Annotated in this window: 32 protein-coding genes; 24 read left to right on the top strand and 8 right to left on the bottom strand. The window is 70.6% G+C overall.

What is annotated here, in order from left to right; all coding sequences use genetic code 11:
* The first annotated feature begins 110 nt into the window (after window positions 1-110).
* On the top strand, window positions 111-803 hold the full coding sequence (locus OF380_RS04750; protein WP_264049627.1) for a glutathione S-transferase family protein: 693 nt from the start codon (window positions 111-113) through the stop codon (window positions 801-803).
* Here OF380_RS04750 and OF380_RS04745 read toward each other — a convergent pair.
* Window positions 782-1,009: a hypothetical protein gene (locus OF380_RS04745; RefSeq protein ID WP_264051524.1), complete on the bottom strand. Its 228-nt coding sequence runs from the start codon at window positions 1,007-1,009 to the stop codon at window positions 782-784. The genes OF380_RS04750 and OF380_RS04745 overlap by 22 nt on opposite strands.
* On the opposite strand from OF380_RS04745, the gene queG reads away from it, so the two are divergent.
* Both queG and OF380_RS04735 read left to right on the top strand, forming a co-directional pair.
* The gene (queG, locus tag OF380_RS04740; protein WP_264051191.1) at window positions 938-2,032 is read left to right on the top strand and encodes a tRNA epoxyqueuosine(34) reductase QueG; all 1,095 of its coding nucleotides are present in this window, start codon (window positions 938-940) and stop codon (window positions 2,030-2,032) included. The two genes, OF380_RS04745 and queG, sit on opposite strands and share 72 nt — an antisense overlap.
* Window positions 2,029-2,889 (top strand): SDR family oxidoreductase, encoded by an 861-nt coding sequence (locus OF380_RS04735; RefSeq protein WP_264049626.1) that lies wholly within the window; start codon window positions 2,029-2,031, stop codon window positions 2,887-2,889. Before queG ends, OF380_RS04735 begins: the two co-directional genes overlap by 4 nt.
* A 7-nt stretch (window positions 2,890-2,896) precedes the next feature.
* Here OF380_RS04735 and OF380_RS04730 read toward each other — a convergent pair whose 3' ends face one another.
* Window positions 2,897-3,934 (bottom strand): GNAT family N-acetyltransferase, encoded by a 1,038-nt coding sequence (locus OF380_RS04730; RefSeq protein ID WP_264049625.1) that lies wholly within the window; start codon window positions 3,932-3,934, stop codon window positions 2,897-2,899.
* 204 nt (window positions 3,935-4,138) lie between these two features.
* Window positions 4,139-4,525 (bottom strand): DUF2267 domain-containing protein, encoded by a 387-nt coding sequence (locus tag OF380_RS04725; RefSeq protein ID WP_264049624.1) that lies wholly within the window; start codon window positions 4,523-4,525, stop codon window positions 4,139-4,141.
* A 157-nt stretch (window positions 4,526-4,682) separates the two neighbouring features.
* Here OF380_RS04725 and OF380_RS04720 point away from each other — a divergent pair, with 157 nt between their 5' ends.
* The 16 genes from OF380_RS04720 to OF380_RS04645 all read left to right on the top strand — a co-directional run bounded on the left by OF380_RS04720 (window position 4,683) and on the right by OF380_RS04645 (window position 18,541).
* Window positions 4,683-6,209, top strand: a complete 1,527-nt coding sequence (locus tag OF380_RS04720; RefSeq protein ID WP_264051189.1) for a DUF853 domain-containing protein — start codon at window positions 4,683-4,685, stop codon at window positions 6,207-6,209.
* 41 nt (window positions 6,210-6,250) lie between these two features.
* Complete coding sequence (locus OF380_RS04715) at window positions 6,251-6,586, top strand: hypothetical protein (protein ID WP_264049623.1); 336 nt, start codon at window positions 6,251-6,253, stop codon at window positions 6,584-6,586.
* A gap of 139 nt (window positions 6,587-6,725) precedes the next feature.
* Window positions 6,726-6,992 (top strand): helix-turn-helix domain-containing protein, encoded by a 267-nt coding sequence (locus tag OF380_RS04710; RefSeq protein ID WP_264049622.1) that lies wholly within the window; start codon window positions 6,726-6,728, stop codon window positions 6,990-6,992.
* A gap of 226 nt (window positions 6,993-7,218) precedes the next feature.
* Window positions 7,219-7,533 carry a 50S ribosomal protein L21 gene (rplU, locus tag OF380_RS04705; protein ID WP_055947814.1) on the top strand — a complete coding sequence of 105 codons (315 nt, stop codon included), beginning with the start codon at window positions 7,219-7,221 and terminating at the stop codon, window positions 7,531-7,533.
* 38 nt (window positions 7,534-7,571) lie between these two features.
* A complete protein-coding gene (rpmA, locus tag OF380_RS04700; RefSeq protein WP_056466480.1) occupies window positions 7,572-7,838 on the top strand; it encodes a 50S ribosomal protein L27 in 267 nt (88 codons plus the stop codon).
* 134 nt (window positions 7,839-7,972) lie between these two features.
* Window positions 7,973-9,007 (top strand): GTPase ObgE, encoded by a 1,035-nt coding sequence (obgE, locus tag OF380_RS04695; RefSeq protein WP_264049621.1) that lies wholly within the window; start codon window positions 7,973-7,975, stop codon window positions 9,005-9,007.
* Window positions 9,008-9,080: 73 nt separating this feature from the next.
* Complete coding sequence (gene proB, locus OF380_RS04690; protein ID WP_264049620.1) at window positions 9,081-10,217, top strand: glutamate 5-kinase; 1,137 nt, start codon at window positions 9,081-9,083, stop codon at window positions 10,215-10,217.
* A gap of 107 nt (window positions 10,218-10,324) precedes the next feature.
* Complete coding sequence (locus OF380_RS04685) at window positions 10,325-11,623, top strand: glutamate-5-semialdehyde dehydrogenase (RefSeq protein WP_264049619.1); 1,299 nt, start codon at window positions 10,325-10,327, stop codon at window positions 11,621-11,623.
* A 30-nt stretch (window positions 11,624-11,653) separates the two neighbouring features.
* Window positions 11,654-12,277, top strand: coding sequence for a nicotinate-nucleotide adenylyltransferase (locus OF380_RS04680; RefSeq protein WP_264049618.1), 624 nt, complete (start codon window positions 11,654-11,656; stop codon window positions 12,275-12,277).
* 63 nt (window positions 12,278-12,340) lie between these two features.
* Window positions 12,341-12,766, top strand: coding sequence for a ribosome silencing factor (gene rsfS, locus OF380_RS04675; RefSeq protein WP_264049617.1), 426 nt, complete (start codon window positions 12,341-12,343; stop codon window positions 12,764-12,766).
* A gap of 13 nt (window positions 12,767-12,779) precedes the next feature.
* The gene (gene rlmH, locus OF380_RS04670) at window positions 12,780-13,280 is read left to right on the top strand and encodes a 23S rRNA (pseudouridine(1915)-N(3))-methyltransferase RlmH (protein WP_264049616.1); all 501 of its coding nucleotides are present in this window, start codon (window positions 12,780-12,782) and stop codon (window positions 13,278-13,280) included.
* Window positions 13,277-14,617, top strand: a complete 1,341-nt coding sequence (locus OF380_RS04665) for a murein hydrolase activator EnvC family protein (RefSeq protein ID WP_264049615.1) — start codon at window positions 13,277-13,279, stop codon at window positions 14,615-14,617. Before rlmH ends, OF380_RS04665 begins: the two co-directional genes overlap by 4 nt.
* Window positions 14,617-15,936, top strand: a complete 1,320-nt coding sequence (locus tag OF380_RS04660; RefSeq protein WP_264049614.1) for a S41 family peptidase — start codon at window positions 14,617-14,619, stop codon at window positions 15,934-15,936. The genes OF380_RS04665 and OF380_RS04660 overlap by 1 nt, the downstream gene beginning before the upstream one ends.
* Window positions 15,937-16,062: 126 nt before the next feature.
* On the top strand, window positions 16,063-17,265 hold the full coding sequence (locus OF380_RS04655; protein ID WP_264051188.1) for a divergent polysaccharide deacetylase family protein: 1,203 nt from the start codon (window positions 16,063-16,065) through the stop codon (window positions 17,263-17,265).
* Between the two features lie 104 nt (window positions 17,266-17,369).
* Window positions 17,370-17,915, top strand: coding sequence for an RNA pyrophosphohydrolase (locus OF380_RS04650; RefSeq protein WP_264049613.1), 546 nt, complete (start codon window positions 17,370-17,372; stop codon window positions 17,913-17,915).
* Window positions 17,916-17,935: 20 nt separating this feature from the next.
* Window positions 17,936-18,541: a DUF2939 domain-containing protein gene (locus OF380_RS04645; protein ID WP_264049612.1), complete on the top strand. Its 606-nt coding sequence runs from the start codon at window positions 17,936-17,938 to the stop codon at window positions 18,539-18,541.
* Window positions 18,542-18,570: 29 nt separating this feature from the next.
* On the opposite strand, the gene OF380_RS04640 is transcribed toward OF380_RS04645, so the two are convergent.
* The 3 genes from OF380_RS04640 to OF380_RS04630 all read right to left on the bottom strand — a co-directional run bounded on the left by OF380_RS04640 (window position 18,571) and on the right by OF380_RS04630 (window position 20,684).
* Entirely contained in the window at window positions 18,571-19,650 is a 1,080-nt protein-coding gene (locus OF380_RS04640) for an ROK family protein (RefSeq protein WP_264049611.1), read from the bottom strand.
* Between the two features lie 174 nt (window positions 19,651-19,824).
* A complete protein-coding gene (locus OF380_RS04635) occupies window positions 19,825-20,208 on the bottom strand; it encodes a photosystem reaction center subunit H (protein WP_264049610.1) in 384 nt (127 codons plus the stop codon).
* A gap of 47 nt (window positions 20,209-20,255) precedes the next feature.
* Complete coding sequence (locus OF380_RS04630; RefSeq protein ID WP_264049609.1) at window positions 20,256-20,684, bottom strand: response regulator; 429 nt, start codon at window positions 20,682-20,684, stop codon at window positions 20,256-20,258.
* Between the two features lie 168 nt (window positions 20,685-20,852).
* Between OF380_RS04630 and OF380_RS04625 the strand changes: the two genes are divergently transcribed.
* The 4 genes from OF380_RS04625 to OF380_RS04610 all read left to right on the top strand — a co-directional run bounded on the left by OF380_RS04625 (window position 20,853) and on the right by OF380_RS04610 (window position 24,206).
* On the top strand, window positions 20,853-21,533 hold the full coding sequence (locus OF380_RS04625) for a YoaK family protein (protein ID WP_264049608.1): 681 nt from the start codon (window positions 20,853-20,855) through the stop codon (window positions 21,531-21,533).
* A 34-nt stretch (window positions 21,534-21,567) separates the two neighbouring features.
* The gene (locus OF380_RS04620) at window positions 21,568-22,569 is read left to right on the top strand and encodes a WD40 repeat domain-containing protein (RefSeq protein ID WP_264049607.1); all 1,002 of its coding nucleotides are present in this window, start codon (window positions 21,568-21,570) and stop codon (window positions 22,567-22,569) included.
* 10 nt (window positions 22,570-22,579) lie between these two features.
* Window positions 22,580-22,852, top strand: coding sequence for a hypothetical protein (locus OF380_RS04615; protein WP_264049606.1), 273 nt, complete (start codon window positions 22,580-22,582; stop codon window positions 22,850-22,852).
* Window positions 22,853-22,964: 112 nt separating this feature from the next.
* On the top strand, window positions 22,965-24,206 hold the full coding sequence (locus OF380_RS04610) for a peptide ABC transporter permease (protein WP_264049605.1): 1,242 nt from the start codon (window positions 22,965-22,967) through the stop codon (window positions 24,204-24,206).
* 29 nt (window positions 24,207-24,235) lie between these two features.
* Here OF380_RS04610 and OF380_RS04605 read toward each other — a convergent pair whose 3' ends face one another.
* Both OF380_RS04605 and OF380_RS04600 read right to left on the bottom strand, forming a co-directional pair.
* Window positions 24,236-24,658, bottom strand: a complete 423-nt coding sequence (locus tag OF380_RS04605; RefSeq protein ID WP_264049604.1) for a metallopeptidase family protein — start codon at window positions 24,656-24,658, stop codon at window positions 24,236-24,238.
* Window positions 24,655-25,383, bottom strand: a complete 729-nt coding sequence (locus OF380_RS04600; RefSeq protein ID WP_264049603.1) for a pyrimidine 5'-nucleotidase — start codon at window positions 25,381-25,383, stop codon at window positions 24,655-24,657. Before OF380_RS04600 ends, OF380_RS04605 begins: the two co-directional genes overlap by 4 nt.
* A 426-nt stretch (window positions 25,384-25,809) precedes the next feature.
* Between OF380_RS04600 and OF380_RS04595 the strand changes: the two genes are divergently transcribed.
* Complete coding sequence (locus tag OF380_RS04595; protein ID WP_264049601.1) at window positions 25,810-26,340, top strand: SiaB family protein kinase; 531 nt, start codon at window positions 25,810-25,812, stop codon at window positions 26,338-26,340.
* Window positions 26,341-26,350 lie beyond the last annotated feature (10 nt).

The raw sequence follows: 26,350 nt of genomic DNA, 5'->3' as shown, positions 1-26,350 counted from the left end.
TGTTAATGAGGCGGCAATGATCGGGCGATAGGGCTTGTCCTGCCGACCATCCCAGCGGGGCGACGACGCGAATCGTCCCCGGCGTATTTCCCCCGTTCGAAACGGCCTCGATGGCGACGCTTTACCATTCACCCTTCTGCCCGCACTCCCGCTTCATCCGTCTCGTCCTGTCCGAGATGGGCATGGAGCCGACGCTGATGGAGGAGCGGGCCTGGGACCGGCGCGAGGCCTTCCTGCTGATCAACCCGGCCGGAACCACGCCGGTGCTGGTGGAGCAGACCGGCTTGGCGGTGCCGGGCGCCGGCATCATCGCGGAATACCTCGACGAGACCCGGGGGCTGGGCCTGAGCGGCCGGCGCCTCCTGCCGGAGACCACCGCCGCGCGGGTCGAGGTGCGCCGCCTGCTCGACTGGTTCCTGGTGAAGTTCGACGCGGAGGTGACGGACTACCTCGTCACCGAGAAGATCTCGAAACGCTTCATGAACAGCGCCAACGGCGGCGGTCCGCCGGACATGAATGCCATTCGCGCCGCGCGCATCAACGTGCGCTACCACATGAAGTATATCGGCTACCTCATGTCCCGCCGGAAATGGCTGGCGGGCGACCATCTGACCTATGCGGATCTGGCGGCGGCGGCCCACCTCTCCTGCGTGGATTATCTCGGCGACGTGCCATGGGACGAGGACGAGACGGCGAGGGACTGGTACGCGCGCGTGAAGTCGCGCCCGTCCTTCCGCACCCTGCTGGCGGACCGGGTGCCGGGCATGGCCCCGGCCGACCACTACGCGAATCTGGATTTCTGAACGAATCGCAGAACACCAAGGCTCTCCAGAACACCAAGGCTCTCCAGAACATCAAGGCCCCGCGAAAAATCCTGGCCGGCGATGCGCTGCGCCAAGCCGTCGAAGCGCGGGCCCGCCACCTCGGCTTCGAATCGATCCGCGTTACCCGTCCCGATGCCGTCCCGGAACTGCGCGAGCGCCTGCCCGCCTGGCTCGACGCGGGCCATCACGGCTCCATGGACTGGATGCGGGAGCGGGCCGACCAGCGTGCCGACCCCGCCACCCTCTGGTCCGGCGTCCGCAGCATCATCGTGCTCGGCATGAATTACGGACCCGAGGTCGATCCCCGGGTCGTGCTCGGGCAGCGCGACCGGGGCGCCATCGCGGCCTACGCCCAGCGGCGCGACTATCACGAGGTGGTCAAGGGCAAGCTGAAGGAACTCGGCGGCTACCTCTCCGCGAAGGGCGACGTGCGCGTGAAGGTGTTCGTGGATACCGCCCCGGTGATGGAGAAGCCGCTCGCCGCCGCCGCCGGCCTCGGCTGGCAGGGCAAGCACACGGTGCTGATCTCCCGCGAGGCCGGAAACTGGCTCCTGCTCGGGGCGATCTACACCTCGGCCGACCTCGTGCCCGACGCGCCCGAGGCCGACCATTGCGGCTCGTGCCGGCGCTGCCTCGACATCTGCCCGACCGACGCCTTTCCGGCGCCCTACCGCCTCGATGCGCGCCGCTGCATCGCCTACCTGACCATCGAGCATGCCGGGCCGATCGCGCCGGAATTCCGCTCCGCCATCGGCAACCGCATCTTCGGCTGCGACGATTGCCTCGCGGTCTGTCCCTGGAACAAGTTCGCGGTGCGGGCCGGTGAGGGGCGGATGGCGGCGCAAGCGGATCTCGCCGCACCCCCGCTCGCCGAGTTCGCGCGCCTCGACGATGCGGCGTTCCGCACGCGCTTCGCCGGCACGCCGATCAAGCGGACGGGTCGCGACCGCTTCCTGCGCAACGTGTTCATCGCCATCGGCAATTCGGGCGATGCCGCGCTGGCCGGCCTGGCCGAGGACGGTCTGTCCGATTCCGCCGCCCTGGTGCGCGGCATGGCGGTCTGGGCCCTCGGCCGCCTCGTGCCGCCGGCCCGGCTGCGCACCCTTTTCAACGCCCGGGGTTTGGGCGAAACCGACGCGGCGGTGCGGGCCGAGTGGCACCTCGCCCTCGGCGTCACCCCCGGGACGACAGGACAGCCCTCTTCATGAACCTCTTCGTCTTCGGCCTCGGCTTCACCGCGCGCCACTTCGTCGAGCGCGCACGCGGCCGGTTCGGGCAGGTTCGCGCCACCGTCACCGATCCCGCGCGCGCCGGCCCGAGCGATCTCGCCGACCTGCGGGCCTTCGGTCCGGAAAGCGACGACCCGCGCATCGCCGCGGACCTCGCCGACAGCGACATCCTCCTCGTCTCGGCGCCGCCGGGGCGCGACGGCGACACGGTGCTCGCCCGCTACCGCGACGCCATCGCGACCAGCCGCATCCGCTGGATCGGCTATCTCTCGACCATCGGCGTCTACGGCGACCACGAGGGCGCCTGGATCGACGAGGGGACGACCCCGGTGCCGGTGAGCGCGCGTTCGCGCGGGCGCCTGTCCGTCGAGACCGATTGGCTGTCGCTCGGGGCCGAGACGGGCAAGGCGGTGCAGGTGTTCCGGCTGTCGGGCATCTACGGGCCGGGTCGCAACCCGATCGTGAAGCTGCGCGAGGGCAAGTCGCAGCGCATCATCAAGCCGGGCCAGGTCTTCAACCGCATCCACGTGGACGACATCGCCACCACGCTGCTCGCCTCCATCGCGCGGCCGCGCGGGGGCGCGACCTACAACGTCACCGACGACGCGCCGACCCCGCCGCAGGTGGTGACGGAATACGCCGCCAAGCTCGCCGGGCTGCCGCTTCCGCCGGAGGTGGATTTCGAAACCGCCGACCTCAGCCCGATGGCCCGCAGCTTCTACGGCGAGAACAAGCGGGTGCGGAACCGCCTCATCCGGGAGGAACTCGGCGTGACGCTCGCCTACCCGACCTATCGCGAGGGCCTAGCCGCCCTCGTGACGGATGCGCGGGACTGAGGTCCGCTCAGGCCGCTTGCCGGTTCGCCGCCGGCCCGAAATGGTCGCGGTAGCGCGCCGCGATGGCCGGGACCGGCAGCACCACGAAGACGTCGGTGGTGCCGAACTGGCGGTCCACCACGGCCCCGTCGCCGAAGGTGGCGCCGACCCGGAGATAGCCCTTGATCAGCGGCGGCAGGGCCTGCAGCGCCGCCTTCGGGTCCACGGCCTCGCGGGCGAGGCGGTCCATGGCGACGTAGCGTTCGGGCAGGGCGCGGGCGCACCAGCCCTCCGAGGCGCGGGCGTGGTGGTGCAGGAAGCTCAAGGGAACGGCGAGGCGCTCCGGGTCGGTCCCCTCCAGGCTGGCGCAGCCCAGCATGGCGTCGATGCGGTGATGCTGGACATAGGCCCAGATGCCGGCCCAGAGCAGTTCCACCGTCCGCTTGGTCCGGTAGGGCTTGAGCACGCAGGAGCGCCCGAGTTCGAGCAGCCGCGCGCCGGGATTGGCGGCGATCAGCGGGGCGATGTCGTACTCGCCCGCCGTGTAGAACCCGAAGTTCCGGTCCGCCGCTTCCTGGCGCAGCAGGCGGTAGGTGCCCACCACCTTCGGGCGGGCGGGCCGACCCGGGAAGCTCTTGGCGTCGACGGCGGCGTGGTCGATGACGAGGAGGTGGTCGCAGACCGCATCGTAATCGTCGACATCCCGGCGCGACAGCATCGCCAGACCGCTCGGGACCGCCGACATCTCCTCGTAGAACACCCGGTAGCGCAGGCGCTGCGCCCGGCGGATCTCGGCGACCGAGGTGGCGAGCCGGACCTCCAGTGCTCCGATCCGGCCGAGGCTCGGGGCGAGGCCGGGCGCGGCGAGCGGCTTCTTCAGCCGGGGCTTGAACCGGATCGGCGCGGCGCCGGGCGGCAGCAACAGGCCGCGCGGGTTGAAGCCCGGCAGTCCGGCGAACCCCGCGCCGGCGGTCTTCTGCTTCAGCCGGGCGAAGGGCGCGTTCACGTGCGCCTCCCAGCCATTCAGCCACGCCGTCGAGGCATCACGCGCGAAGTTCGGGACCATCGTCCAATCCGCCCTGTCGGGACCGCGAGGCGGGCTCCCGCTGGAGCCCCCGGCCTCGTGCCTACGGGAGGTCACAACATCACGAAGCGCGCACGCTTTTATGACACGGAATCGCGTGGATTCCGAGGGGCTTGCGTGGCCTTCGCATCGCTCCTCCGGCGGCCGCCCGATGGGTAGTCGCCGAAGGATCGGGCCTTCGAAAACTCAGACGAACTGATTCAGGCCGGGGATCGAACCGACGATCGGGCCCATCACGTCCTCGCCGGCCTTCTCGCGGCCATAGGCGAAGAGTTCCTGGCCGAGCGGCTGCATCTGGCCCATCGGCACGCCGGCGCCCATCAGCTTCTGGCCGAGCGCCATGACGCCGCCGCCCATCATGCCGCCGAGCATGCCCATCAGGCCGCCGCCGCCCTCGCCGGCATTGGACTCGGCGATCGCCGTCTCGGAGCCCGGCAGGGCGGCGAGCAGCTGGCTGACCTCGGTGGCCGGTCCCTCCTTCTGGAGGAAGGCCAGGATGTGGCCGATGGCGGTCTGGGCCGTCGCGGCATCGAGGCCGGTCCGGGTCGTGACGCGGGCGATCAACTCTTCCATCTCGTAACAGCTCCAGCACGGTCGGGAGCTAGTCCTTCCGGCCTCGCCGACGCGAAATCAAGGGCGGGAACGCGAGCGTTGGAAAATGCCGCGCCGGACGCCATAACGCTGCAGGTCGATGCCGCTGCGCTTCGACGGGCAGGGGGAGCGGACGCTCATGCGGGACGACGGCACGATCCTGGTCGGCAAGGCTCCGCTCCGAGACGGAACCCTCAAGCCCGAGGGCCTGACCCTCCGGCTCGCCAACCGCCACGGGCTCGTGGCGGGTGCCACCGGCACCGGCAAGACGGTGACCCTGCAGGTGATGGCGGAGGGCTTCTCCAATGCCGGGGTGCCGGTCTTCGCCGCCGACATCAAGGGCGACCTCTCAGGCCTGGCGGCGGCGGGCGAATCGAAGCCGGTCTTCGTCGAGCGCGCCGAGGAGCTGGGCATCCCCTACGAGCCCGACCGCTTCCCCACGGTGTTCTGGGATCTCTTCGGCGACCAGGGCCACCCGATCCGCTGCACGGTCATCGAGATGGGGCCGCTGCTGCTCGCGCGCCTGCTCGAGCTCAACGACACCCAGGAGGGCGTGCTCAACATCGCCTTCCGGGTCGCGGACGACAACCAATGGCCGGTCCTCGACCTCAAGGATCTGCGCGCATTGCTCCTCTACCTGACCGAGAACCTGAAGGCGGTCTCGGGCCAGTACGGCAACGTCTCGGCGGCCTCCGTCGGTGCGATCCAGCGCCAGCTCCTGATGCTGGAGAACCAGGGCGCGGACCGGTTCTTCGGCGAACCGGCGCTGGACCTCAACGACTTCATGCGGGTCGACCGCGAGGGCCGGGGCATCGTCAACATCCTGGCCGCCGACAAGCTGATGCAGCGGCCCCGGCTCTACGCCTCGTTCCTGCTCTGGATGCTCTCGGAACTGTTCGAGCAGCTGCCCGAGGTCGGCGACCTCGACAAGCCCAAGCTGGTGTTCTTCTTCGACGAGGCGCACCTGCTGTTCGACGATGCGCCGAAGGCCCTCCTGGAGGCGGTGGAGCAGGTGGTGCGCCTGATCCGCTCGAAGGGCGTCGGCGTCTACTTCGTGACGCAGAACCCCCTCGACGTGCCGGAATCGGTGCTGGGCCAGCTCGGCAACCGAGTGCAGCATGCCCTGCGCGCCTTCACCCCCCGCGACCAGCGCGCCGTGAAGGCCGCCGCCGAGACGTTTCGTCAGAATCCCGGCTTCGACGTCGCCGAGGCGATCACCGAACTCGGGGTCGGCGAGGCCCTGGTCAGCTTCCTGGAGGCCAAGGGCACCCCGTCGGTTGTGGAGCGCGTCCTGATCGCCCCGCCGCAGGGACGCGTCGGCCCGATCACCCCGGCCGAGCGCGCCGCGCTGATCGCCCAGAGCCCGGTGCGCGGCAAGTACGACCAATCCGTCGACAACGAGAGCGCCTACGAGATGCTGGCGGCCCGCAAGGGGCTCAAGGCAGCGGGACCCGAGGGTGCCGAGGGCGGCCTGGGCGGGATGCTCGGCGGCTGGCTCGGCGGGGTCCTCGGCACCAAGCCCGCCGGCAAGGGCGGCCGCCGGCCGGCCCCGGGCCTCGCCGAGCAGGTGCTCGGCAACGCCGCCCGCTCGATGGCGCGCAAGGTCGGGACCGAAGTGGGCAACGCGATCCTGCGCAACGTGCTGGGTGGGCTGACCAAGCGGTAGGGCGCCGGGCGCGCCTTCTCTTCTGTGCGCGGATCGCGTATATGTGGTCTCTCGATAAACTGACGATCGAGGTCTCGGACGTCGAACGCGAGATCATGCTTGTGGCGATCACGACGCCCGTCGGCCGGATCGATTTCCTGGGCCACGTCAGTGTCCGCGACGGCTGGCTGTGGATCGAGGCTGCCCACGTCCAGGGCCTCCGGCCGGGGGCATTGGGCCGCACCGGCCTGAACGCGATCGCCCGCAAGCTAATGGGGGAGGCCGATGTCCAAGGCGTTGTCGTTGAGGGAAGCACTCGGACGACGGGACGTGCCCAGGGCCGCATCCAGCGAGCCTTCCGGTTTCCCCACCCGCTATCGCCTTCGGGCGACGGGTGAGATCGTGCGCCCCGTCGATGCGGCGCGCCTGATGACGGAGCACGGAGTATCCCTTCGGCGGGCGCATGGCTTCCTGCGGAGCTTGGTCCAGGGCGAGGTCGTGGCCGTGCAGATGGTAGCCCCTCGGGTGGAGGAACTGGTGACCCGGTTCGCCGAACTTGCCGTTGAGGCGCTGGAACTGCGTCTGCCGGAGGTCAGCACGAAGGCGGTCCGGGCGCGGCTGAACCTGTCTCAGAGCGAATTCGCCCTGCGGTTCGGCTTCGAACTCGATACCGTCCAGAACTGGGATCAGGGCCGCAACCAGCCCGATGGGGCAGCCAAGATCCTGCTGGCGATCATCGACCGCGATCCGGCCATCGTCGACGCCGTTCTTTCCGGCCAGAGATCGCCTGGCCAGACATCCTGAGGCGCTAGGGGGGGCTTGGTGATCGCTCGGGCGAGGCCCGCCCGCATTGACAAATCACCCCGTCACCGACTATCCACCGCCTCTCGCGCGGCTTCCTCGACGAAGTCCGCGCGTTTCGCGTTCGCGCTCGGCTCGATCCGGTGTCGCGGATGACCTGAACAAGAAGACGGTCCAGGATTCGCCGCGAGGCGCGCCGGAGGCCGGCAGAGAACACGAAGAGAGAACGATGTTCGCAGTCATCAAGACGGGCGGCAAGCAGTATCGCGTTGCCGCCAACGACACCATCACGATCGCCACCCTCGAGGGCGAGGCCGGTTCGGCCGTCACCTTCGGTGACGTGCTCCTGTTCACGAACGGCGAAGGCGCCACCCAGGTCGGCGCGCCGCTGCTCTCGGGCATCAGCGTCACCGGCGAGATCGTCAGCCACGGCCGCGACGCGAAGGTCATCGCCTTCAAGAAGCGCCGCCGTCAGAACTCCCGCCGCAAGCGGGGCCACCGCCAGCACCACACGGTGGTCCGCATCACCGGCATCAGCGCCTGACGATCCGCCCTGAGATCAAGACTTCGGAGTAGCTCCCCATGGCCCATAAAAAAGCAGGCGGCTCGTCCCGCAACGGCCGCGATTCCGCCGGCCAGCGCCTCGGCGTGAAGAAGTTCGGTTCGGAAGCCGTCATTCCGGGCAACATCATCGTGCGCCAGCGCGGCACCAAGTGGCACCCCGGCACCAATGTCGGCATCGGCACGGACCACACCCTGTTTGCCAAGGCCGCCGGCCGCGTGCTCTTCGAGACGAAGCGCGGCCGCGCCTTCGTCACCGTCGTGCCGGTCCAGGAAGCCGCCGAGTAAGGCGCTTCCCCGGGGCCTTCCGCCAGGCGGGCCCGACCACCAGATAATCCCGGGGAAGATGGGAAACCGTCTTCCCCGTTGTCGTTTCGGCGACACCTCCACGTTCCGACACTGAAACTGATCCGAGTCCGCCCGTGAAATTCCTCGACGAAGCCAAGGTCTATGTCCGCTCCGGCGACGGTGGCGCCGGATGCGTGGCCTTCCGCCGTGAAAAGTTCATCGAGTTCGGTGGCCCCAACGGCGGCGATGGCGGCCGGGGCGGTGACGTCTGGGTGGAATGCGTCGACGGCCTCAATACGCTGATCGACTACCGCTACCAGCAGCACTTCAAGGCCAAGAAGGGCGAGCACGGCATGGGCTCGAACCGGCACGGGGCCAACGGCGCCGACGTGGTGCTGAAGGTGCCGGCCGGGACCGAGATCCTGGCCGAGGACGGCGAGACCCTGATCGCCGACATGACCCATGTCGGACAGCGCGTGCGCCTCGCCAAGGGCGGTAATGGCGGCTTCGGCAACGCCTACTTCACCACCTCGACCAACCGGGCCCCGAAGCACGCCAATCCGGGCCTCGAAGGCCATGAGCAGTGGATCTGGCTGCGCCTCAAGCTCATCGCCGATGCGGGCCTCGTCGGACTGCCGAACGCCGGCAAGTCGACCTTCCTCGCCACCGTGACGGCGGCCAAGCCCAAGATCGCCGATTACCCCTTCACCACCCTGCACCCGGGGCTGGGCGTCGTGCGCTCGGACGAGCGCGAGTTCGTGCTGGCCGACATTCCGGGGCTCATCGAGGGCGCCCATGACGGCGTCGGTCTCGGCGACAGGTTCCTGGCCCATGTGGAGCGCTGCCGCGTCCTGCTCCACCTCGTGGAGGCCACGAACGAGCATGCGGGCCAGACCTACAAGCTCGTCCGTCGCGAACTCGAGGCCTACGGCAACGGCCTCGACGAGAAGCCCGAGATCGTGGCCCTGTCGAAGGCGGACGTGGTCGATCCGGATACCCTGAAGGAGCAGGTCGCCCGCCTGAAGCGCGCCTCGAAGAAGAAGCCGCTGATCCTCTCCTCGGCCACCGGCCTCGGGGTACAGGACGCCCTGCGGGCACTCGCGCACGAGATGGATGCGGCGAGGCTCGCCGAGGCCGAGGCGAAGCCGGCCGAGGCGTGGCAGCCCTGAGCAGCGTCCGGCCCTTGTGTGGCGGGCACCCGGTCGTCACAAGCGCTACACCGTCCTCCCGCCGACGCTGCCGATGACCTCCGACGTCCAGATCCCCAACCTCCAAGATTTCCGCCGCATCGTCATCAAGGTCGGCTCGGCCCTCCTCGTGGACCGGGCGCGCGGGCGCCTGCGTCATGCCTGGCTGAGTGCGCTCGCCGAGGACATCGCCGACCTGCATGCGGGCGGGACCGACGTGCTCGTGGTCTCGTCGGGCGCCATCGCGCTCGGGCGCACGGTGCTCGGCTACCCGCCCGGCACCCTGCGCCTGGAAGAGAGCCAGGCGGCGGCGGCCGTGGGGCAGATCGCGCTTGCCCGGCACTGGTCGGAGGCGCTCGGCCATCACGGCATCGCGGCCGGGCAGATCCTGGTGACGCCGCAGGACACCGAGGAGCGCCGACGCTATCTCAACGCCCGCGCCACGGTGCTGAAGCTCCTCGAGGTGCGGGCCGTGCCGGTCGTCAACGAGAACGACACGGTGGCGACCTCGGAGATCCGCTACGGCGACAACGACCGCCTCGCCGCCCGCGTCGCCACGATGATCGGCGCGGACGTGCTGGTGCTGTTCTCCGACATCGACGGGCTCTACACCGCGCCGCCGCACACCGATCCGACGGCCCGCCACCTGCCCCTGATCGAGCGGATCACGCCCGAGATCGAGGCCATGGCCGGCGGCCCGGCCTCCGAGCTCTCACGCGGCGGGATGCGCACCAAGGTCGAGGCGGCCAAGATCGCCGCGAGTGGCGGCACCCACATGGTCATTGCCGACGGGCGCGAGAAGAACCCGCTGCGCACCATCCTGAAGGGCGGGCGCTGCAGCTGGTTCCTGTCCGGATCCAACCCGGTCACCGCCCGCAAGAGCTGGATCGCGGGTTCGCTCGAACCGCGCGGCATCCTCACCGTCGATGCGGGGGCGGCCCGCGCGCTCCAGGGTGGGGCGAGCCTGCTGCCGGTGGGCGTCACCAAGGTCCAGGGCGGGTTTGGGCGCGGCGACGCCGTCGTCATCCGGGACGAGGCCGGCCGCACGCTCGGGCGGGGGCTCGTCGCCTATGACAGTGATCAGGCTTTGCGCATCATCGGCCGGCCGAGTCGCGAAATCGCGGATCTTCTCACCCATCCCGGCCGCGCCGAGATGGTGCATCGCGATGACCTCGCGATGGTGGGGGAATAGCTGATCTGTCAGCGGCAATGCTTGTTTTCGCCTTGCGCGGCATGCCATGACGAGCGGGAACACATGGCGGCCGCGCCCTTTCCGCGTCGGTCGCGAGGATGAAGGCCGTGCCCGTTCTGAACCTGCGAACCGATCTTGCGCCCCCCGGTGACCTCTCCGCCGAGATGAACGCCCTCGGCCGGCGCGCCCGCGCCGCCGCCCGCAAGATCGCCCTCGCCCCAGCCCAGACCAAGGACACGGCGCTCCGCCTGATCTCCGAGCGCCTGCGCGCCGAGCGGGACACGATCCTCGCCGAGAACGCCCGCGACGTGGAGGCGGCCCAGGCCGCCGGCCAGACGCAGGCGCTCATCGACCGGCTCACCCTCGACGCGGGCCGCCTCGACGCCATCGCGGACGCGGTGGCCAAGATCGGCGCGCTGCCCGATCCCGTCGGGCGCCAGCTCGCGGCCTTCGAGCGCCCCAACGGCCTGCTCATCGAGCGCATCGCCGTGCCCCTCGGCGTCATCGGCGTCATCTTCGAGAGCCGGCCCAACGTCACGGCGGATGCCGGCGCCCTCTGCCTGAAGGCCGGCAACGCCGCGATCCTGCGGGCGGGCTCCGACAGCCACCGCTCCGCCATGGCCATCGCCCGCGCCATGCGGGCGGGGCTCGAGGCGGCGGGCCTGCCCGCCGACGCCATCCAGATCGTGCCGACCCGCGACCGCGCGGCGGTGGGCGCCATGCTGTCGGGTCTCGACGGCGGCATCGACGTCATCGTGCCGCGTGGCGGGCGCGGCCTCGTGGAGCGGGTGCAGGTGGAGGCCCGCGTGCCGGTCTTCGCCCATCTCGACGGCATCTGCCACGTGTACGTGGCGGCGGCCGCCGACCTCGATATGGCCCTCAAGGTGGTGCTCAACAGCAAGATGCGCCGCACCGGCATCTGCGGCGCCGCCGAGACGCTGCTGGTCGACCGCGCCTGCGCGGGCACCCACCTCGCCCCCCTGGTCAGGGCCCTGCTCGATTTCGGCTGCGCCGTACGCGGCGACGCGGACACGCAGGCCGTCGATGGCCGGGTGACGGCCGCCACGGAGGCCGACTGGCGCACCGAATACCTCGACGCCATCATCGCGGTGCGGGTGGTCGACGGCCTCGACGCGGCGATCGAGCACATCGAGACGAACGGCTCGCACCACACCGACGCGATCATCACCGAGGATGAGGACGCGGCCGTGCGCTTCCTGGCGGAGGTCGATTCCGCCATCGTCACGCACAACGCCTCGACCCAGTTCGCCGATGGCGGCGAGTTCGGCTTCGGCGCCGAGATCGGCATCGCCACCGGCCGCATGCATGCGCGCGGGCCGGTGGGCGTCGAGCAGCTCACGACCTTCAAGTACCGCGTCCATGGGAACGGGCAGACGCGTCCTTGACGCGTCCGCCCGCGTCGCGGCCCGGCCCCGATGCGCCTTGACGCGCCGGGGCCGGTGCACCTGCCCCCCGTCGCGCCGGGCCTGCGCATCGGCCTCTATGGCGGCTCGTTCAACCCGGCCCATCTCGGCCACCGGCATGTCAGCCTCGTCGCCCTCAAGCGGCTCCGGCTCGACCGGATCTGGTGGATGGTCACGCCGGGCAATCCCCTGAAGGACCGGGGCGAACTCGCCGCCATCGAGGCCCGCGTCGCGCGGGCGAGCCGCGTCGCCGATCACCCGCGCATCAGCGTGACGGATTTCGAATCGCGGATCGGCGCGCGCTACACGCAGCAGAGCCTGCGCTTCCTCGTCCGGCGCAACCCGGCCGTGCGCTTCGTCTGGATCATGGGTGCCGACAGCCTCGCGACATTTCACCGCTGGCGCGGATTTTCCGAGATCGCCGCCCTGATGCCGATCGCCATCATCGACCGTCCCGGATTCACGCTGACCGCGCCCGCCGCCCGGGCCGCCCGCAGGCTGGCGCCCTGGCGCATTCCGGAAACGGACGCGGGCAGCCTCGCGAGCCGGGCCGCTCCGGCCTGGGTCTTCCTGCACGGCCCCCGTTCGACTCTCTCCTCCACCGCCCTGCGCGCCGGACACGACGGTGTCGCGTAGGTCGCGCATGGAAAAGGCAAGAGCCACGTTCCACTTTATCCCTATCCGGAGTACGGTGGCGGGATGACGATGGCGATTGCAGGAACCCAGACGCTGAACGACGCGGTCCAGACCGGAGCCCCGGGCTCCGACGAACTCACGAACCGGAAGATCGACGATCTCCGGAGCCTCGCCCTCGACTGCCTCGAGGACATGAAGGCCGAAGAGACGATCGAGATCAATCTCACGGGCCGGACCTCCCTGGCCGACACGATGATCATCACCTCCGGTCGCTCGCAGCGCCATGTCGGCGCGATCGCGGATCGCGTCCTTCAGGAGATGAAGTCGAAGGGGCTCGGCACGGCCCGGGTCGAGGGCATGCCGGCCTGCGACTGGGTGCTGATCGATGCCGGCGACATCATCGTGCACATCTTCCGGCCGGAGGTGCGCGGCTTCTACAATCTTGAGAAGATGTGGGGGGCCGACCGCCCCGCCGCCGTGGCCGAGTGAGCGCCGGCGCCCCGTGCGCCTCCTCGTGGCGGCGGTCGGCCGCCTGAAGCCCGGTCCGGAGCGGGACCTCGCCGCCCGCTACCGCGAGCGTGCCGCCCAGGTGGGCCGGGGCCTCGGCTTCCCCGCCTGCGACATCGCCGAGATTCCCGAGAGCCGGGCGCGCCGCGCGCCGGACCGCGCCGCCGAGGAGGGGACGGCCCTCCTGGCCCAGTTCCCCACGGGCGCCGTCCTGGCGCTTTACGACGAGCGCGGCCGCTCGGACCTCACCAGCGAGGCCATCGCCGAGCGCGTCGCGGGCTGGCGGGATGCCGGGCGTCCCGCCCTCGTCCTCGCCATCGGCGGGGCCGACGGGCTCGACCCGACCCTGCGGGCACGGGCCGAACTGAGTCTCTCCTTCGGTGCCGCTACCTTGCCGCACGGGCTTGTGCGCGTGCTCGCCCTGGAGCAGGTGTATCGCACGCTGACGATCCTCGCCGGCCACCCGTATCACCGCGGAAACCTCGACGAGCGATGAATCCGGTCAGGCGATGCAGGCGAGACGGAGGGCGCGGCGGGCTGGTCCTGGCCGTTCTGCTGACCCTGACGGGGGCCGTGCGGGCGGAGGCGCCCGCGAGTCCCGAAGCGGTCCAGCAGGCGCTGGACGAGAAGAACCGCCGCGCCGAAAACCTCAAGCGCATCGAAGAGGCCCTGGCGGCCAGCACCGGCGCGCGCGCGAAGTACGAGGCCGAGATCGCGGCGATCGGCGGCGACCGGGCCAAGCTCAATACCGCGCTCCTTGATGCGGCCCGGCAGGCCCAGGCCACCGAAGTCCGGATGAGCCGGCTGGAGGAGCGCCTCAAGACCATGGGCGCCAGCGAGACGGCCCTGCGCCGGTCGCTGGAATCCCGACGCGGGGTCATCGCCGAGATCCTCGCCGCGCTCCAGCGCATGGGGCGCCGCCCGCCGCCCGCCGTGCTGGTGCGGCCGGAGGATGTGCTCGCGGCGATCCGGACCTCGATGCTGCTCGGGGCGGTGGTGCCCGAACTGCGCGGCGAGGCCGAGACCCTGGCCGGCGACCTGTCCGAGCTCGTCCGCCTGAAGGGGCTCATTGCCGCCGATCGCGAAGGTTTGACCGGCGACCTCGCGGGCTGGGCGCGGGAGCAGCAGCGCCTGAACGCGCTGATCGCCGCGCGCCGGACCCGTCAGGCGGAGGTGGAGAGCGGGCTCGCCGCCGAGCGCACCCGTACGGCCGAACTCTCCGTGCAGGCCCGCAGCCTCAAGGACCTCCTCGACCGGATGGAGGGCGAGGTTGCTTCCGCGCGGCGTGCCGCCGAGGAGGCCCGCGCCGCCGAGACCCGGGAAGCCCGCGCCACGCAGGAGCGCTTCGCGGCGGCCGGGGCCCGCGACCCGGCCCGCCTGACCCCGAAGGTGCGCTTCGTCGAGACCCGTGGCGACCTGCCGCGCCCGGTGAGCGGCGCGACCCTGCGCAGCTTCAACCAGCCCGACGGCAACGGCGGCACCACCCGCGGCATATCGCTCGCGACCCGGCCCAAGGCGGTCGTTTCCTCACCGGCGGACGGCTGGGTGTCCTTCGCCGGGCAGTTCCGCTCCTACGGGCGACTCTTGATCATCAACGCCGGCGATGGCTACTATCTGTTGTTGGCGGGGATGGACCAGATCAACGTCGAGGTCGGCCAGTTCGTGCTCGCGGGCGAGCCGGTGGCGGCGATGGGGGAGGGCGGCCCCGGTCCCGATGCGGCGGCCGGTGATCGCGGCGATCCGGTCCTCTACGTAGAGTTCAGAAAAGACGGCGGCTCCATCGATCCGGAGCCTTGGTGGGCCAAAAGCCCCAGCGAGAAGGTTCGCGGATAATGCGCAAGGTTTCCCTCGTTCTGCTCGGCGCGTTCCTCGGCGTCGGGTCATCCATGGTCGCGACCCAGACCCGCCTTCTCTCCGGAACGAGCGCGATCGCGGCCTCCGCCGAGACCTACCGCCAGCTCAGCCTGTTCGGCGACGTGTTCGAGAAGGTGCGCACCGACTACGTCGAGAAGCCGGACGAGGCCAAGCTGATCGAGGCGGCCGTCAACGGCATGCTGACCTCCCTCGATCCGCATTCGAGCTACATGGATTCCAAGAGCTTCCGCGACATGCAGGTGCAGACGCGCGGCGAGTTCGGCGGCCTCGGCATCGAGGTCACGATGGAGGACGGCCTGATCAAGGTCGTCACCCCGATCGACGACACGCCCGCCTCCAAGGCCGGCATCCTCACCAACGACGTCATCACGCAGATCGACGAGGACCAGGTGCAGGGCCTCACCCTGAACCAGGCCGTCGACAAGATGCGCGGCCCGGTCAACTCGCCGGTTAAGCTCAAGATCAGCCGCAAGGAGGCGAAGGACCCGATCGAGGTCACGCTCAACCGCGACGTGATCAAGATCAAGCCCGTGCGCTCCCGCGCCGAGGGCGGCGATGTCGGCTACATCCGCCTGACCCAGTTCAACGAGCAGACCTTCGACGGCCTGCGCTCGGCCATCGACAAGCTGAACAGCGATATCGGCGCCGACAAGCTCAAGGGCTACGTGTTGGATCTCCGTAACAACCCCGGCGGCCTCCTCGACCAGGCCGTGATGGTGTCGGATGCATTCCTGGATCGCGGCGAGATCGTCTCGACCCGTGGCCGCAACCCGGACGAGACCCAGCGCTTCTCGGCCAAGTCCGGCGACCTCACCAAGGGCAAGCCGATCGTGGTGCTGGTCAACGGCGGTTCGGCCTCGGCCTCCGAGATCGTGGCCGGCGCCCTGCAGGACCACAAGCGGGCCACCGTGCTCGGCACCCGCTCCTTCGGTAAGGGCTCCGTGCAGTCGATCATCCCCCTCGGCGGCTCGGGCGCGCTGCGCCTGACCACGGCGCGCTACTACACGCCGTCGGGCCGCTCGATCCAGGCCAAGGGCATCGAGCCGGATCAGGAGATCCTGCAGGAGGTGCCGGACGAGCTGAAGGGCAAGGACGAGACGAAGGGCGAGGCCGGCCTGAAGGGCCACCTCAAGCAGAAGGATGTCGAGGAGCGCGGCGGTTCGTCGGCTTACATCCCGCCGGACCCGGCCAAGGACAAGCAGCTCATCGCAGCCTTCGACTTCCTGCGGGGCATCCAGAAGGGCGCCGCGAATACGAAGGCCACCGTGCCGAACTGATCGCCGGCCCGCTTTAGCGAAGCGTTAACCATGACGGCCCCCAATGTCGGTTCAGAACCGACCTCGGGGGCCGTTTCCGTCTGAGCGAAGGCCCCGCGACGTCGCTTCGCAAGCCTGGGGAAGCGGCTGCGCGTGGCCACCGACGACATCCTGACCCGGCCTCTCGGAACCAAGGCCCGCTCCGGCCAGCGAAGCCGATCCCTCCGGCAGGTCCGCGTGACCGGGCCGATGCTGCTCGGTGGCCTCGTCGCCGCGCTCGTCGCGGGCGCCAGCGCCCTGGCGGTGTTCGGTGACCCCGAGGGGGGCGAGCCCAGCGCCGTCGCCACCATCACCCTGCGCGAGCCCGCGCCCGTGGCGCCGGTCGCGGCCAGGGTCGAGCCCGCCAGGACCGGTCCGAGCAGCGCCGACGAGGTCGAGACCGCCTCCGGCGTCACCGTCGTCCGCCCCACCGGAACCGCCGCCCCGACCGACGCGGTGGTGATCCAGGTGCCCTCCGCCGCGCCGGTCAAGCTGGCCGCGGCGCCCGATCCGCGCCTCATCGAGCGCGGGCGCCACGGTAACCTCCCGCGCCTCGGGGAGGGACGCCTGCGCGCCCTCGACCTCTACGCTCGCCCTGACGGGGGCGGATCCGGCCCGCGCGTCGCCATCCTGGTCTCGGGCCTCGGCATCGGGCAGGCCGCCACGGCGAGTGCCATCACCCGGCTGCCGCCCGCGATCAGCCTCGCCTTCGCGCCCTATGGCGGCGATCTCGAGCGCACCGTCGCGCGCGCCCGGGAGGCCGGGCACGAGGCGCTGCTCCAGGCCCCGATGGAGCCCTTCGACTATCCCGACAGCGATCCCGGCCCCCAGACGCTGCTCACCAGCTCGCGGCCGCCGGAGAATCTCGATCGCCTGAGCTGGGTCATGAGTCGGTTCGCGGGCTTCGTCGGCATCGTGAACTACATGGGCGCCAAGCTGACCAGCGACGGGGCCGCCTTCGAGCCCGTGATGCGCGAGATCGGCGCGCGGGGCCTCGGCTTCGTGGACGACGGCAGTTCGCCGCGCTCGCTCGCCACGACGCTCGCCGCCAAGGCCCGGGTGCCGGTGGCCCGCGCCGAGATCGTCCTCGACGCGCTGCCGCGTCCCGATGCCATCGACCGCGAACTCGCGCGCCTCGAGGCCCTGGCTCGCCAGAAGGGCTTCGCCTTCGCCTCCGCCAGCGCCATGCCGATGAGCATCGACCGCATCGCCCGCTGGGCCGCCGAGGCCGAGGCGCGCGGCATCCGCCTCGTGCCGGTGAGCGTCGCCCTGCGAAACCCGGAGACCCGCCTCTCCAGCGCGAAGCCCTGAGCCGCACGACCCGGCATCGCCCGGGCAAAATCCGCGAAACCGAATCGCAGAGGTTCGTCGTTTCGTGCGTTGCAGCACATGGCCGGCCTGCCTATGGTCGCGCCATGACCGCATCCCCGATCGCCGACGGCGCCGACCTGCCGTATCGTCCCTGCGTCGGCATCACGCTGATCTCCCGCGCCGGCCTCGTCTTCATCGGGCGTCGCCGGGTCGATGCGGGACCGGAACACGTCGCGGACGGGCGGGCCTGGCAGATGCCCCAGGGCGGGATCGATGCGGGCGAGGACCCGGAGGCGGCCGCCCTGCGCGAACTCTACGAGGAGACCAACGTCGCGCCCGGCTCTGTCGTCCCCCTGGGGCAGACCGAGGGCTGGCTCTCGTACGACCTGCCGCCTGCGGTGCTGAAGCAGGCGTGGAAGGGACGCTATCGCGGGCAGACCCAGAAATGGTTCGCCTTCGGGTTCCTCGGCTCCGACGACGAGATCGATGTCGCCACGCCGGGCGGCGGGGCCTTCAAGTCCGAGTTCGACGCCTGGCGCTGGGAGCCCATGGCCGGGCTGCCCGACCTCATCGTGCCCTTCAAGCGGCCGGTCTACGAGGGGGTGGTCGCCGCCTTTTCCGGGCTGACCGCCTGGCGCGCGCCCTCGTGACGGCTTGAGCCCGCGCTCCGATGCGTTGGTGGTCGATTCCGATCCTGTTGGCGCTCGGGTGGTTCGCCTTCACGCTGACGCCCCTGTGGGCGCTCTACGACATCGCCCGCGCGGTCCAGGCCCACGACACCGACTACATCGCGCGGCACGTGAACTTCCGGACCCTGCGCTTGTCGGTGATCCGTCAGGCCGCCGCCGCCGCGCAGGCGCGGGACCCGGCCGCCCCCGAGGTCGAGCCCCGCGAGCGACAGCGCCTGTCCGAGGCCGCCGCCGCCCTCGCGATCCCCATCGCCGAGGCGCTGGTGACGCCCGCCACCGTGGTCGATCTCCTCGATGACGGCTGGCCGCAATCGGTCGAACTCGCCCGGGGGGCGCCCGAGGCGAAGGGCGGGGGCCTGCGCATCGAGAACCTGCGCCGGCTGATCCCGTTCTATCTCGCCTCCGAGATGCGGGGCTTCCGGACCGTGGTCGTCGGCGTACCCCCCGAGGCGAGCCGCGAGCGCCGCCTGCGGGTCCGCCTGCGCCTGCGCGGCTGGACCTGGCGCATCGTCGACATCGAACTGAACGACGAACTGCGCGAGCGCATCGCCCAGGCCTTCGCCCGCAGCAGCGCGAAGGCGCGCTGACTCGGGCGGAGCTCGGGTGCGGGCCTCGATCAGCCCTCCGCTTCGTCGGACTCGCGATTGGTGAAGCGCGCGTTGCCGAGGCCGGTGCCGATGGTGAGGATGCCCCAGCGCGTCACGTCCTTGCGGTCCGGCACCTCGCTGAGGCCCTGCACGACGGCGTCGTTGTGCATCACCACCATGGTGGCGTGCTCGCCGATGCGCGGGATCGCCGCCGTCAGGCGCTCGGCGAGGTTGAAGTCGCGCCCCTCCCAGTTGCCGGGCAGGTTCTGGCCGCCGCGCTCGATGGTGCCGTCGGCCGTGATGAGCCCCGGGCAGCCGATCCCGATGAAGGGCGCGAGGGCGAGATTCGCCCGGTCCGCGCGGCGGATCAGGTCGTTCAGCATGCCGATGAGGCGCTCCAGGGCCTCGTCGCGGCTCGGGGTGGGATCCTCGTCGCGGTGGCGCCAGATCTCCGAGCGCCAGACCGCGCTGCGCGAGAGGTCGGGCGCCTTGCGCAGGTTCGTCGTGACGACGCCGGCCCGGATGTTGCTGCCGCCGATATCCACCGCGAGCAGGCTGTCGTAGCCGGAAAAGATCCAGGCGGGGGCGAGGTGCACGGCGCCGACCAGGCCGCCCTCGTCGGGATGGTGGCGGATCGGCTCGAGGGTGATGTCGATGCCCTCGGCCCGCAGCAGGTAGCCCGCCCGTCCGATCGCGAGGCAGCCGGCGCGGCTGTCGCGAAAGCCGCCGCCGACCGCGATGGCCTGGGTTCCCTCCCAGCCCTCCTGGCGCAAGAACACCCGGACCACCCGGGCGAGTTCCTGCGCGAACGCCTCGATGGCGCTCCACACCGTGCCCGAGGCGAGGGGGTCCTCGGCCAGCAGGATATGGTCGAGGCGCCGCTTGGTGAAATCGCAGCTCGCCTTGTCGCCCAGCGGATCGAGGCCGAGGGCGCGAAGCGGTTCACGGCACGCTTCCAGCATCTCGCGGAAGGCCGCCTTCGAGACCCGGTCGCCGATGAAGCCGTCGCCGTCCTTCAGTTCGATGTTGTAGTGGTCGATGCTGACCGACGGCAGCCGCTGCGCCGCGTGGGCGATTCCCGCCTCGCGGATCTGAGTCTCTCTTGCCATGCCGGTCCACCCACCCTTCTCGTGCGCCGTCGTGCGCCACTCAACGCACGAGGACGCGCTTCGGGCTTGGCCAACTTCTGGCTTGGGCCGACTTCTGCCTTGGGCCGACCGAAGGCTTGAGCCCATCGAAGGCTTGGACCCATCGAAGGCTTGGACCCATCAGAGGCTTGGACGTTATTTCGGCTTGACGGTTTCGAATTCGGCCGGGGCCTTGGGCTCGCGGGCCTCCATGAGGTCCTCGGCCTTCTCCTCGTCGGTGTCCCCGCCGCGCTCGATCGTCTTCTCGGGGTTTGCGGCCAGCGCCCGCACGATCGTCACGAGGCGCGCGCACTCGGCCTCATACTTGTATGTCTCGAGCACGATGGCGGCGTCGCGCAGGGTGCGCAGGTCGCGCACCGTCTGCTTGTTGGCGGCCTCGCGCAGCTCCGACTTGCCGGCGATCGCCTCCTCCAGTTTGGCGCCCTTCACGTCGCAGGCGGCGGGCGCGCCGAAGGAGCTGGTCACGAGGGTGCTGGCCGCGAGGAGGCTGGCGGCGAGGGCGAGGATGATGATGCGCATCGTGAGGCTCCGGAACGGCGGGTCCCGCGGGGTGCGCGGGGCGGGTGTCAGGCGTGATGGGGGTTGGGGCGCAGGATGTCGTTGGCCAGGGCCACGAGCTGGCTCAGGCGGTAGGGCTTCGGCACGAACACGGAGTCGGAGACCGCATCCGCCTGCGAGAGGTGGCCGCGTCCTCCGGAGGTGTAGACCACCGGCAGGTTCGGCCAGTGCCGGCGCGCGTGATGGGCGAGAGCGATGCCGTTCGTGTTGCGGGCGAGATCGATATCGGTGAAGAGCAGATCGACGCGCTCCCGCGCCAGGATGTCCTCCGCCGCATCGGCATCGGCGGCGGTGAGAACGCGGTAGCCCTCGTCCAGCAGCGCCTCGGCGGCGAGCTCGCAGACCATGGCTTCATCCTCGACCACCAGGACGGTCTCGCCGACGGCGCGAGGGCGGAAGGCGGGTTGAACGGGAAAGGCGCAGGCGAAGGAAATCATGACGCAACTCCTACTCACCCGGTACGTGGGCCAGGGCCCCGTGCCGGATCATCGAACAAACGGGCCGTCCGGGTGCATCGTTCGCCGCCGTTCACTCCAATTGCGCGGACTTGGTAAGCGAAGCTTTAACCTTGCCGGCCGTGTGACGGACGGGTTCGCGCCGCAGCCATGACCCGTCCCTGGCATCTCGGCTTCGGCCTCGTCCTGACGGCCCTCGCCGGTTACGTCGACGCCCTCGGCTTCATCCGCCTCGGCGGCCTCTACACCTCGTTCATGAGCGGGAACACGACGCAGTTCGCGGTCTCCCTCGGCCATGGGGATCCGCACCATGCCCTGCTTCCGGGGCTGCTCATCCTCGCCTTCCTGCTCGGCGGGCTCTGCGGCGGCGGCCTCTCGGCCCTGACCCCGTCGCGCTGGGTGACGCCGGTCATCCTCGGCTTCGAGACGGCGGTGGTGAGCGCGGCCTTCCAGGCCGCCACCGCCGCGCCGGAATCCGGCGTCGCCTCGCTGATGCTGGCCCTGGCGATGGGCGCGCAGAACGCGGTGCTGTCGCATGTCCAGGGGTTCCGGGCCGGGACCACCTTCGTCACCGGCGCGCTGTTCGGATTCGGCCAGAAGCTCGCCCTGGCGCTGGCGCGGCGCGGGGCGCGCTGGGCCTGGGTCGGCGACGGCGTCGTCTGGCTCGCGCTCCTCGTGGGCTCCCTGGCCGGGACGGTCGCCTACGGGCGGCTGGCGTTGTATGCCCTCGCCATCCCCGCCGGCATCGCCGGCTTCCTCGCGCTCGTCGCGACGATCCTGACCGCGCGCGCCACCCCGAAGGCGCTCGCCGCCAAGGGCGCCGCGACATGAGCCTGCCCGACATCGCTTCGAGAGACCCGTTCGCATGAGCGCCCCCTCCCTCCTCGATCACGTCATGCCGGTCGCGGCCGGCGCCCACGTCACGCAGGCCGTCTGGCTGAAGGACACCCTGGCCCTGGCCCTGGGGGATGGCGGCGTCCTCCTCGTCTCGGGCTCGGAGACCCTGCGCGTCGACGCACATCCCGACGCGGGTATCCTGGTGGGGGCGGGGGACGGGCGTCGCCTCGTCACCGGCGGCGACGACGGCCGCGTCGTCGCGACCTCCGCCCGGGGCGAGGTCCTGGAGATGGCGGCCGCGAAGAACGGCGCCTGGATCGACGCATTGGCCCTGCATCCCGAGGGCGGGATCGCGTACGCGGCCGGCCGCAACGTCGTCGCCCGGGACGCGAAGGGGCGCGAGAAGACCTTCGCGGCGCCCTCGACGGCGCGGGGCCTCGCCTTCGCGCCGAAGGGTTACCGTCTCGCGGTGGCGCACTACAACGGCGCCACGCTGTGGTACCCGAACCTCGACACCGCCCCCGAGTTCATCGAGTGGAAGGGCTCGCACATCGACGCGACCTGGTCGCCGGACGGGCGCTTCGTGGTGACGACCATGCAGGAGAATTCCCTGCATGGCTGGCGCCTGCAGCCGGATCGCGGCCACATGCGGATGTCGGGCTATCCGGGCAAGGTGCGCTCGATCTCCTGGTCCGGCGACGGCGACTGGCTCGCCACCAGCGGCGCCGAGGCCGCGATCGTCTGGCCCTTCGATTCGAAGGAGGGCCCCACCGGCAAGGCTCCGCGTGAATGCGGGGTGCGCCCGGCCCGCGTCTCCCGCGTCGCCTTCCACCCCAAGGCCCTGGTGCTCGCCATCGGCTACGAGGACGGCTGCATCCTGCTCGTGCGCTTCTCCGATGCATCGGAACTGCTGGTGCGCCCCGCCGTGAAGGGCAGCGCGATCTCGGCGCTGGCCTGGGACGGGCGCGGCGCGCGCCTCGCCTTCGGCTGTGCCGACGGGCAGGCCGGCCTGCTCACGCTGCCGGGCTGAGGCCGACGCGATGGCCCTGTTCGGCTTCGGTACGCGCCGGCCCCCGGTCGACCAGGGCGCCCGCGACGCGGTCATCGCCTGGGTCCGCCGGCTCGCCGGCTTCGACACGGGCGTCCTCGTCAAGGTCAGCGAGATCGTCTGCGCCGATCCCGCCTGCCCGGGCATGGAGACGGTGATCCTCGTCATGGCGCCGGGGCGCCCGACGCAGGCGTTCAAGGTGGCGCGCCCACTCGCCGAGGTCACGCAGGCCGATGTCGCGGCGGCGCTCCATGCCGACCCCTGACAGGCGCGCGACTGTTGCACGGCGTCTACAGCACGGCCGGTGCGGCTCCACTAGGACTGGGGCGTAGCGCGCGGGCCCATCCTGGCGCCGTTTCACGGCCTCGATCGAACGTATGGCGCGCGTCCCTCATCCCTCCGTCGATCCCGCCCATGACGCCGCCGCGCTCCTGCGCCGCGTCGGCTTCTTCGGCTTGTTCGTGATCATGCCGGTGGCGGCCCAGTATGCCCGCCGCGCCGTGGTGGTGATGGCGCCCATCGCCATCGCGCTGCTGGTGCTCGCCAGCATCATCGACGGCAAGACCCGGGCCGTGCGCCCGGCCTCGACCCGGCTCCTGCGCTCGTCCGCCTTCCTGGCCGGGTGCCTGTTCATCCTCTGGGCGGCGCTCTCGCTGGTCTGGACGCCTTTCCTCGATGTCGCCACCGAGCGCCTGCTCAACCTCGTGGCGACGCTGCTCATGACCATGGCGGGCTACCTCGCCCTGCCGGACCGCATGCGCTCGGCCAACCTCTACCTGCTGCCGGTGGGGCTGGCCGCCGCCGCCATCTTCGCCATCGGCCTCGGCCTGTTCGATACGGGCCTGTTCGGCAAGGGGCTGGCCCGTCCGGGCGACGACGATTCCATCCTCGACCGCGGCCTGATCCTGCTCGTGCTGCTGGTCTGGCCGGGCGTGGCCTGGCTGCGCTCGCGCGCGCGCGACGCGGAGGCGCTGGGGCTGGCGGTGCTGGTCTCGGTGGCGCTCATCGTCTCGCCGGGGCCGACCACCCTCGTCGCCCTCGCGGTCGGAGCGCTGGCCTTCGCGCTCACCGCCGCCCGCCCGGTCCTGGGGCCCCGCATCGTGGCCTCCGTCGCCGCGGCCCTGCTGATCCTCGGCCCGGTCCTGCCCTTCATCGCCCGTCCGATCGGAGCCTGGCTGTTCGGCGGCCGCGCCCCGGGCGTGCTCAGCCTGAAGGCCTGGCAGGCGATCGTCACCTCCGAGCCCCTGCGCCTCATCACCGGGCACGGGTTCGAGACGGCCCTGCGGGGCCGCTTCGTCGGCCTGCTGCCGATGAATGCGCCGCGGACGCTGCTCTTCGAACTCTGGTACGAACTCGGGCTCGTGGGCGCCTTCGCCGCCGCCTTCGCGCTGCGGGCCGCGATCCTGCGGGCCGGGCGCGAGGTCTCGGTGCTGGTGCCCGGCGCCATGGCGGCCTTCGCGGCCGCCTTCCTCATCGCCTGCGTCGGTGTGGGCATGATGGTGATGTGGTGGCTCACCACCCTGGCGCTCGCCGTGCTGGTCTTCGTCGCGGTGGAGCGCGGCCAGTTCCGCACGCGCCGGCCCAAGGCCAGCCTGCTTCGGCCCGCCAGCGAGGCCTGATCCGGTTCCGGGTCCGACCGGACCCCGGCTCAGGCGTCGGCCGCCGCCTCGATGGCCTGCATGTCGTCGTCGGACAGCCCGAAATGGTGGCCGATCTCGTGCACGAGGACGTGGGTGACGAGATGCCCGAGGGTCTCGTCGTGCTCGGCCCAGTAATCGAGCAGGGGGCGCCGGTAGAGCCAGACCTGGTTCGGCATCTGCCCGGTCGCGACCCCGCCGCCCTGCGCGAGGCCGATGCCGCGAAACAGGCCGAGCAGGTCGAACTCGCTCTCGCAGTCCATCTCGGACAGGGTCTCGTCGTCGGGGAAATCCTCGACGTGGATGACCACCCCGGCGCAGAGCGTCCGAAAGGTCAGGGGGAGATTGGCGAAGGCGGCGTGCGCCAGGTCCTCGAAGGCTGCGAGGTCCGGCGCCCGCGTGCGCGCCCAGTCCGTCTCGGCGCCGGCGTTCATGCGCAGTCCGGCAGCACGCGCTGCTCCAGGAAGCCGGCCAGATCGCTGGTGATGTGGTCGATATGCGGCTCGCGCACGGCTTCCTGCTCGAAGGCTTCGCGGAAGGGGTCGAGGGTCGGGGGTACCACCAGCACGGTGGACATGCCGATGTCGTGCGGCACCACGAGGTTGCGGGCGATGTCCTCGAAGAGGGCGGCCCGGCGCGGGTCGACACCGTGCCGCGCGAGGAAGCGCTCGTAGGTGGAGCGCTCGGGCTTGGGCACGAAATCGGCGTCGGCGATGTCGAACACGTCCTCGAAGTGATCGAGGATGCCGAGCTTGGCCGCCACGTTCTCCGCGTGCCGCCGGGATCCGTTCGTGAGGATCAGCTTGCGCCCCGGCAGGCGCTGGATGGCATCGCCGAGCGCCGGATCGAGGCGGATCGTCGAGTGGTCGATGTCGTGGGCGAAGTCGAGGAAGTCGTGCGGGTCGATCGCCGACTCGACCATCAGCGCTTTCAGGGTCGTGCCGTAGCGATGGTAGAAATACTTCTGCAGGGCGCGGGCGGAGAGCCCATCCAGCCCGTAGAGCCGCATGACGTAGAGCGTGATGCGCTCGTCCACCTGGGGCCAGACCCGGGCGTCGCTCGGATAGAGCGTGTTGTCGAGGTCGAACACCCAGGTGTCGACGTGGCGAAAGCCGCGGGATTGGGCGGTGGTGAAGTGGCTCTCGCCGGGAAGGAACAAGGCGTCTGGACACGGTTCTGGGTGGGCTCGCGAAGCCCGGCCGTTCGAGATGGGGGCCGGTCCCCGCGAAGGGAAGCGTTGCACGGACGCTTTTCAGAGCATGGCCGTGGGCATCCGGCAAGCACCTGGGCGAGGGCGCGACCCGAAACCGTCCCGGCCTGCCGGGATGGACCGGTCTGATCCGGCCTCACGACCCGTTGTTTGATCGTTGAAGAGGCAAATCGCTGGAAAATTAATCGTTGTTCGGTGCATGACTTGCGATGTGTTGCGCGCGTGCTGCAGCATCGCGGTCACGTGCGTCCTTGCGCCACTTTAACGCGGCATATACGCATGCGCTGCTAGTCATCGGTACTGGGCTGGCGCAACGTGGATGCTGGCCGTCGATCTCGTTTGCCGGGAAAGAGTGCTTTGCTCGCTCGCGATTTCATGAACTTCTTCGACGCGTCCAGGCGTCAGGGTGTGATCCTGTCCTTCGGCGGGGATATTTCCGAGAACGTCTTGTTCTCGCTCGGCGAAGTGCTGAAGCTGCGCATGAACCAGGGCGAGACCGACGCCGCCGTGGCCAACCGCGTGTTCGCGATCTTCGTCGAGCAGGCGCAGAACGTGATCCGCTACTCCGCCGACAAGGTGACGAAGCCGGCCGGGCCTGGACTGATCAGCAACGGCGTGATCGTCGTCGGCATGGAGGCGTCCCGCTTCTACGTCCTGTGCGGCAACGAACTGCCGGACGACGAGGTGCCGGCCCTGCGGGCTCGCCTCGATCACATCGCCAGCCTGAACAGTGACGAACTGAAGGCTTTCTACCGCGAGAAGCTGCGTCAGCCCCCGGACGAAGGTAGCCTCGGGGGTAGCATCGGACTCATTGAGATCGCGCGGCGGTCGAGCGCTCCGGTGGAGTACGGCTTCCAGCCGTTGGGTACGCGGCGTAGCTTCTTCTGCCTCAAAGCCTATATCTGACGAGCCCGCC

This window comes from Methylobacterium sp. FF17 (genome assembly GCF_025813715.1).
In the GTDB taxonomy this organism is placed as follows: Bacteria; Pseudomonadota; Alphaproteobacteria; order Rhizobiales; family Beijerinckiaceae; genus Methylobacterium; species Methylobacterium flocculans.
Note: the sequence above shows the minus strand (reverse complement) of the source record. Positions and strands in the feature narration are given on the sequence as shown.

Bases quoted from the DNA above. Each gene is read 5' to 3' on its own strand.
- OF380_RS04635 (WP_264049610.1), bottom strand. From the start codon at position 20,208: ATGCGCATCATCATCCTCGCCCTCGCCGCCAGCCTCCTCGCGGCCAGC.
- rsfS (WP_264049617.1), top strand. From the start codon at position 12,341: ATGACGATGGCGATTGCAGGAACCCAGACGCTGAACGACGCGGTCCAG.
- rpmA (WP_056466480.1), top strand. From the start codon at position 7,572: ATGGCCCATAAAAAAGCAGGCGGCTCGTCCCGCAACGGCCGCGATTCC.
- OF380_RS04625 (WP_264049608.1), top strand. From the start codon at position 20,853: ATGACCCGTCCCTGGCATCTCGGCTTCGGCCTCGTCCTGACGGCCCTC.
- rplU (WP_055947814.1), top strand. From the start codon at position 7,219: ATGTTCGCAGTCATCAAGACGGGCGGCAAGCAGTATCGCGTTGCCGCC.
- OF380_RS04720 (WP_264051189.1), top strand. From the start codon at position 4,683: ATGCGGGACGACGGCACGATCCTGGTCGGCAAGGCTCCGCTCCGAGAC.
- OF380_RS04595 (WP_264049601.1), top strand. From the start codon at position 25,810: ATGAACTTCTTCGACGCGTCCAGGCGTCAGGGTGTGATCCTGTCCTTC.
- OF380_RS04605 (WP_264049604.1), bottom strand. From the start codon at position 24,658: ATGAACGCCGGCGCCGAGACGGACTGGGCGCGCACGCGGGCGCCGGAC.
- OF380_RS04665 (WP_264049615.1), top strand. From the start codon at position 13,277: ATGAATCCGGTCAGGCGATGCAGGCGAGACGGAGGGCGCGGCGGGCTG.
- OF380_RS04745 (WP_264051524.1), bottom strand. From the start codon at position 1,009: ATGGCCCGCGTCGAGCCAGGCGGGCAGGCGCTCGCGCAGTTCCGGGAC.
- OF380_RS04660 (WP_264049614.1), top strand. From the start codon at position 14,617: ATGCGCAAGGTTTCCCTCGTTCTGCTCGGCGCGTTCCTCGGCGTCGGG.
- OF380_RS04725 (WP_264049624.1), bottom strand. From the start codon at position 4,525: ATGGAAGAGTTGATCGCCCGCGTCACGACCCGGACCGGCCTCGATGCC.
- OF380_RS04630 (WP_264049609.1), bottom strand. From the start codon at position 20,684: ATGATTTCCTTCGCCTGCGCCTTTCCCGTTCAACCCGCCTTCCGCCCT.
- OF380_RS04715 (WP_264049623.1), top strand. From the start codon at position 6,251: ATGTGGTCTCTCGATAAACTGACGATCGAGGTCTCGGACGTCGAACGC.
- OF380_RS04610 (WP_264049605.1), top strand. From the start codon at position 22,965: ATGGCGCGCGTCCCTCATCCCTCCGTCGATCCCGCCCATGACGCCGCC.
- OF380_RS04680 (WP_264049618.1), top strand. From the start codon at position 11,654: ATGCGCCTTGACGCGCCGGGGCCGGTGCACCTGCCCCCCGTCGCGCCG.
- OF380_RS04735 (WP_264049626.1), top strand. From the start codon at position 2,029: ATGAACCTCTTCGTCTTCGGCCTCGGCTTCACCGCGCGCCACTTCGTC.
- OF380_RS04640 (WP_264049611.1), bottom strand. From the start codon at position 19,650: ATGGCAAGAGAGACTCAGATCCGCGAGGCGGGAATCGCCCACGCGGCG.
- proB (WP_264049620.1), top strand. From the start codon at position 9,081: ATGACCTCCGACGTCCAGATCCCCAACCTCCAAGATTTCCGCCGCATC.
- OF380_RS04650 (WP_264049613.1), top strand. From the start codon at position 17,370: ATGACCGCATCCCCGATCGCCGACGGCGCCGACCTGCCGTATCGTCCC.
- OF380_RS04615 (WP_264049606.1), top strand. From the start codon at position 22,580: ATGGCCCTGTTCGGCTTCGGTACGCGCCGGCCCCCGGTCGACCAGGGC.
- OF380_RS04730 (WP_264049625.1), bottom strand. From the start codon at position 3,934: ATGGTCCCGAACTTCGCGCGTGATGCCTCGACGGCGTGGCTGAATGGC.
- OF380_RS04750 (WP_264049627.1), top strand. From the start codon at position 111: ATGGCGACGCTTTACCATTCACCCTTCTGCCCGCACTCCCGCTTCATC.
- OF380_RS04645 (WP_264049612.1), top strand. From the start codon at position 17,936: ATGCGTTGGTGGTCGATTCCGATCCTGTTGGCGCTCGGGTGGTTCGCC.
- OF380_RS04620 (WP_264049607.1), top strand. From the start codon at position 21,568: ATGAGCGCCCCCTCCCTCCTCGATCACGTCATGCCGGTCGCGGCCGGC.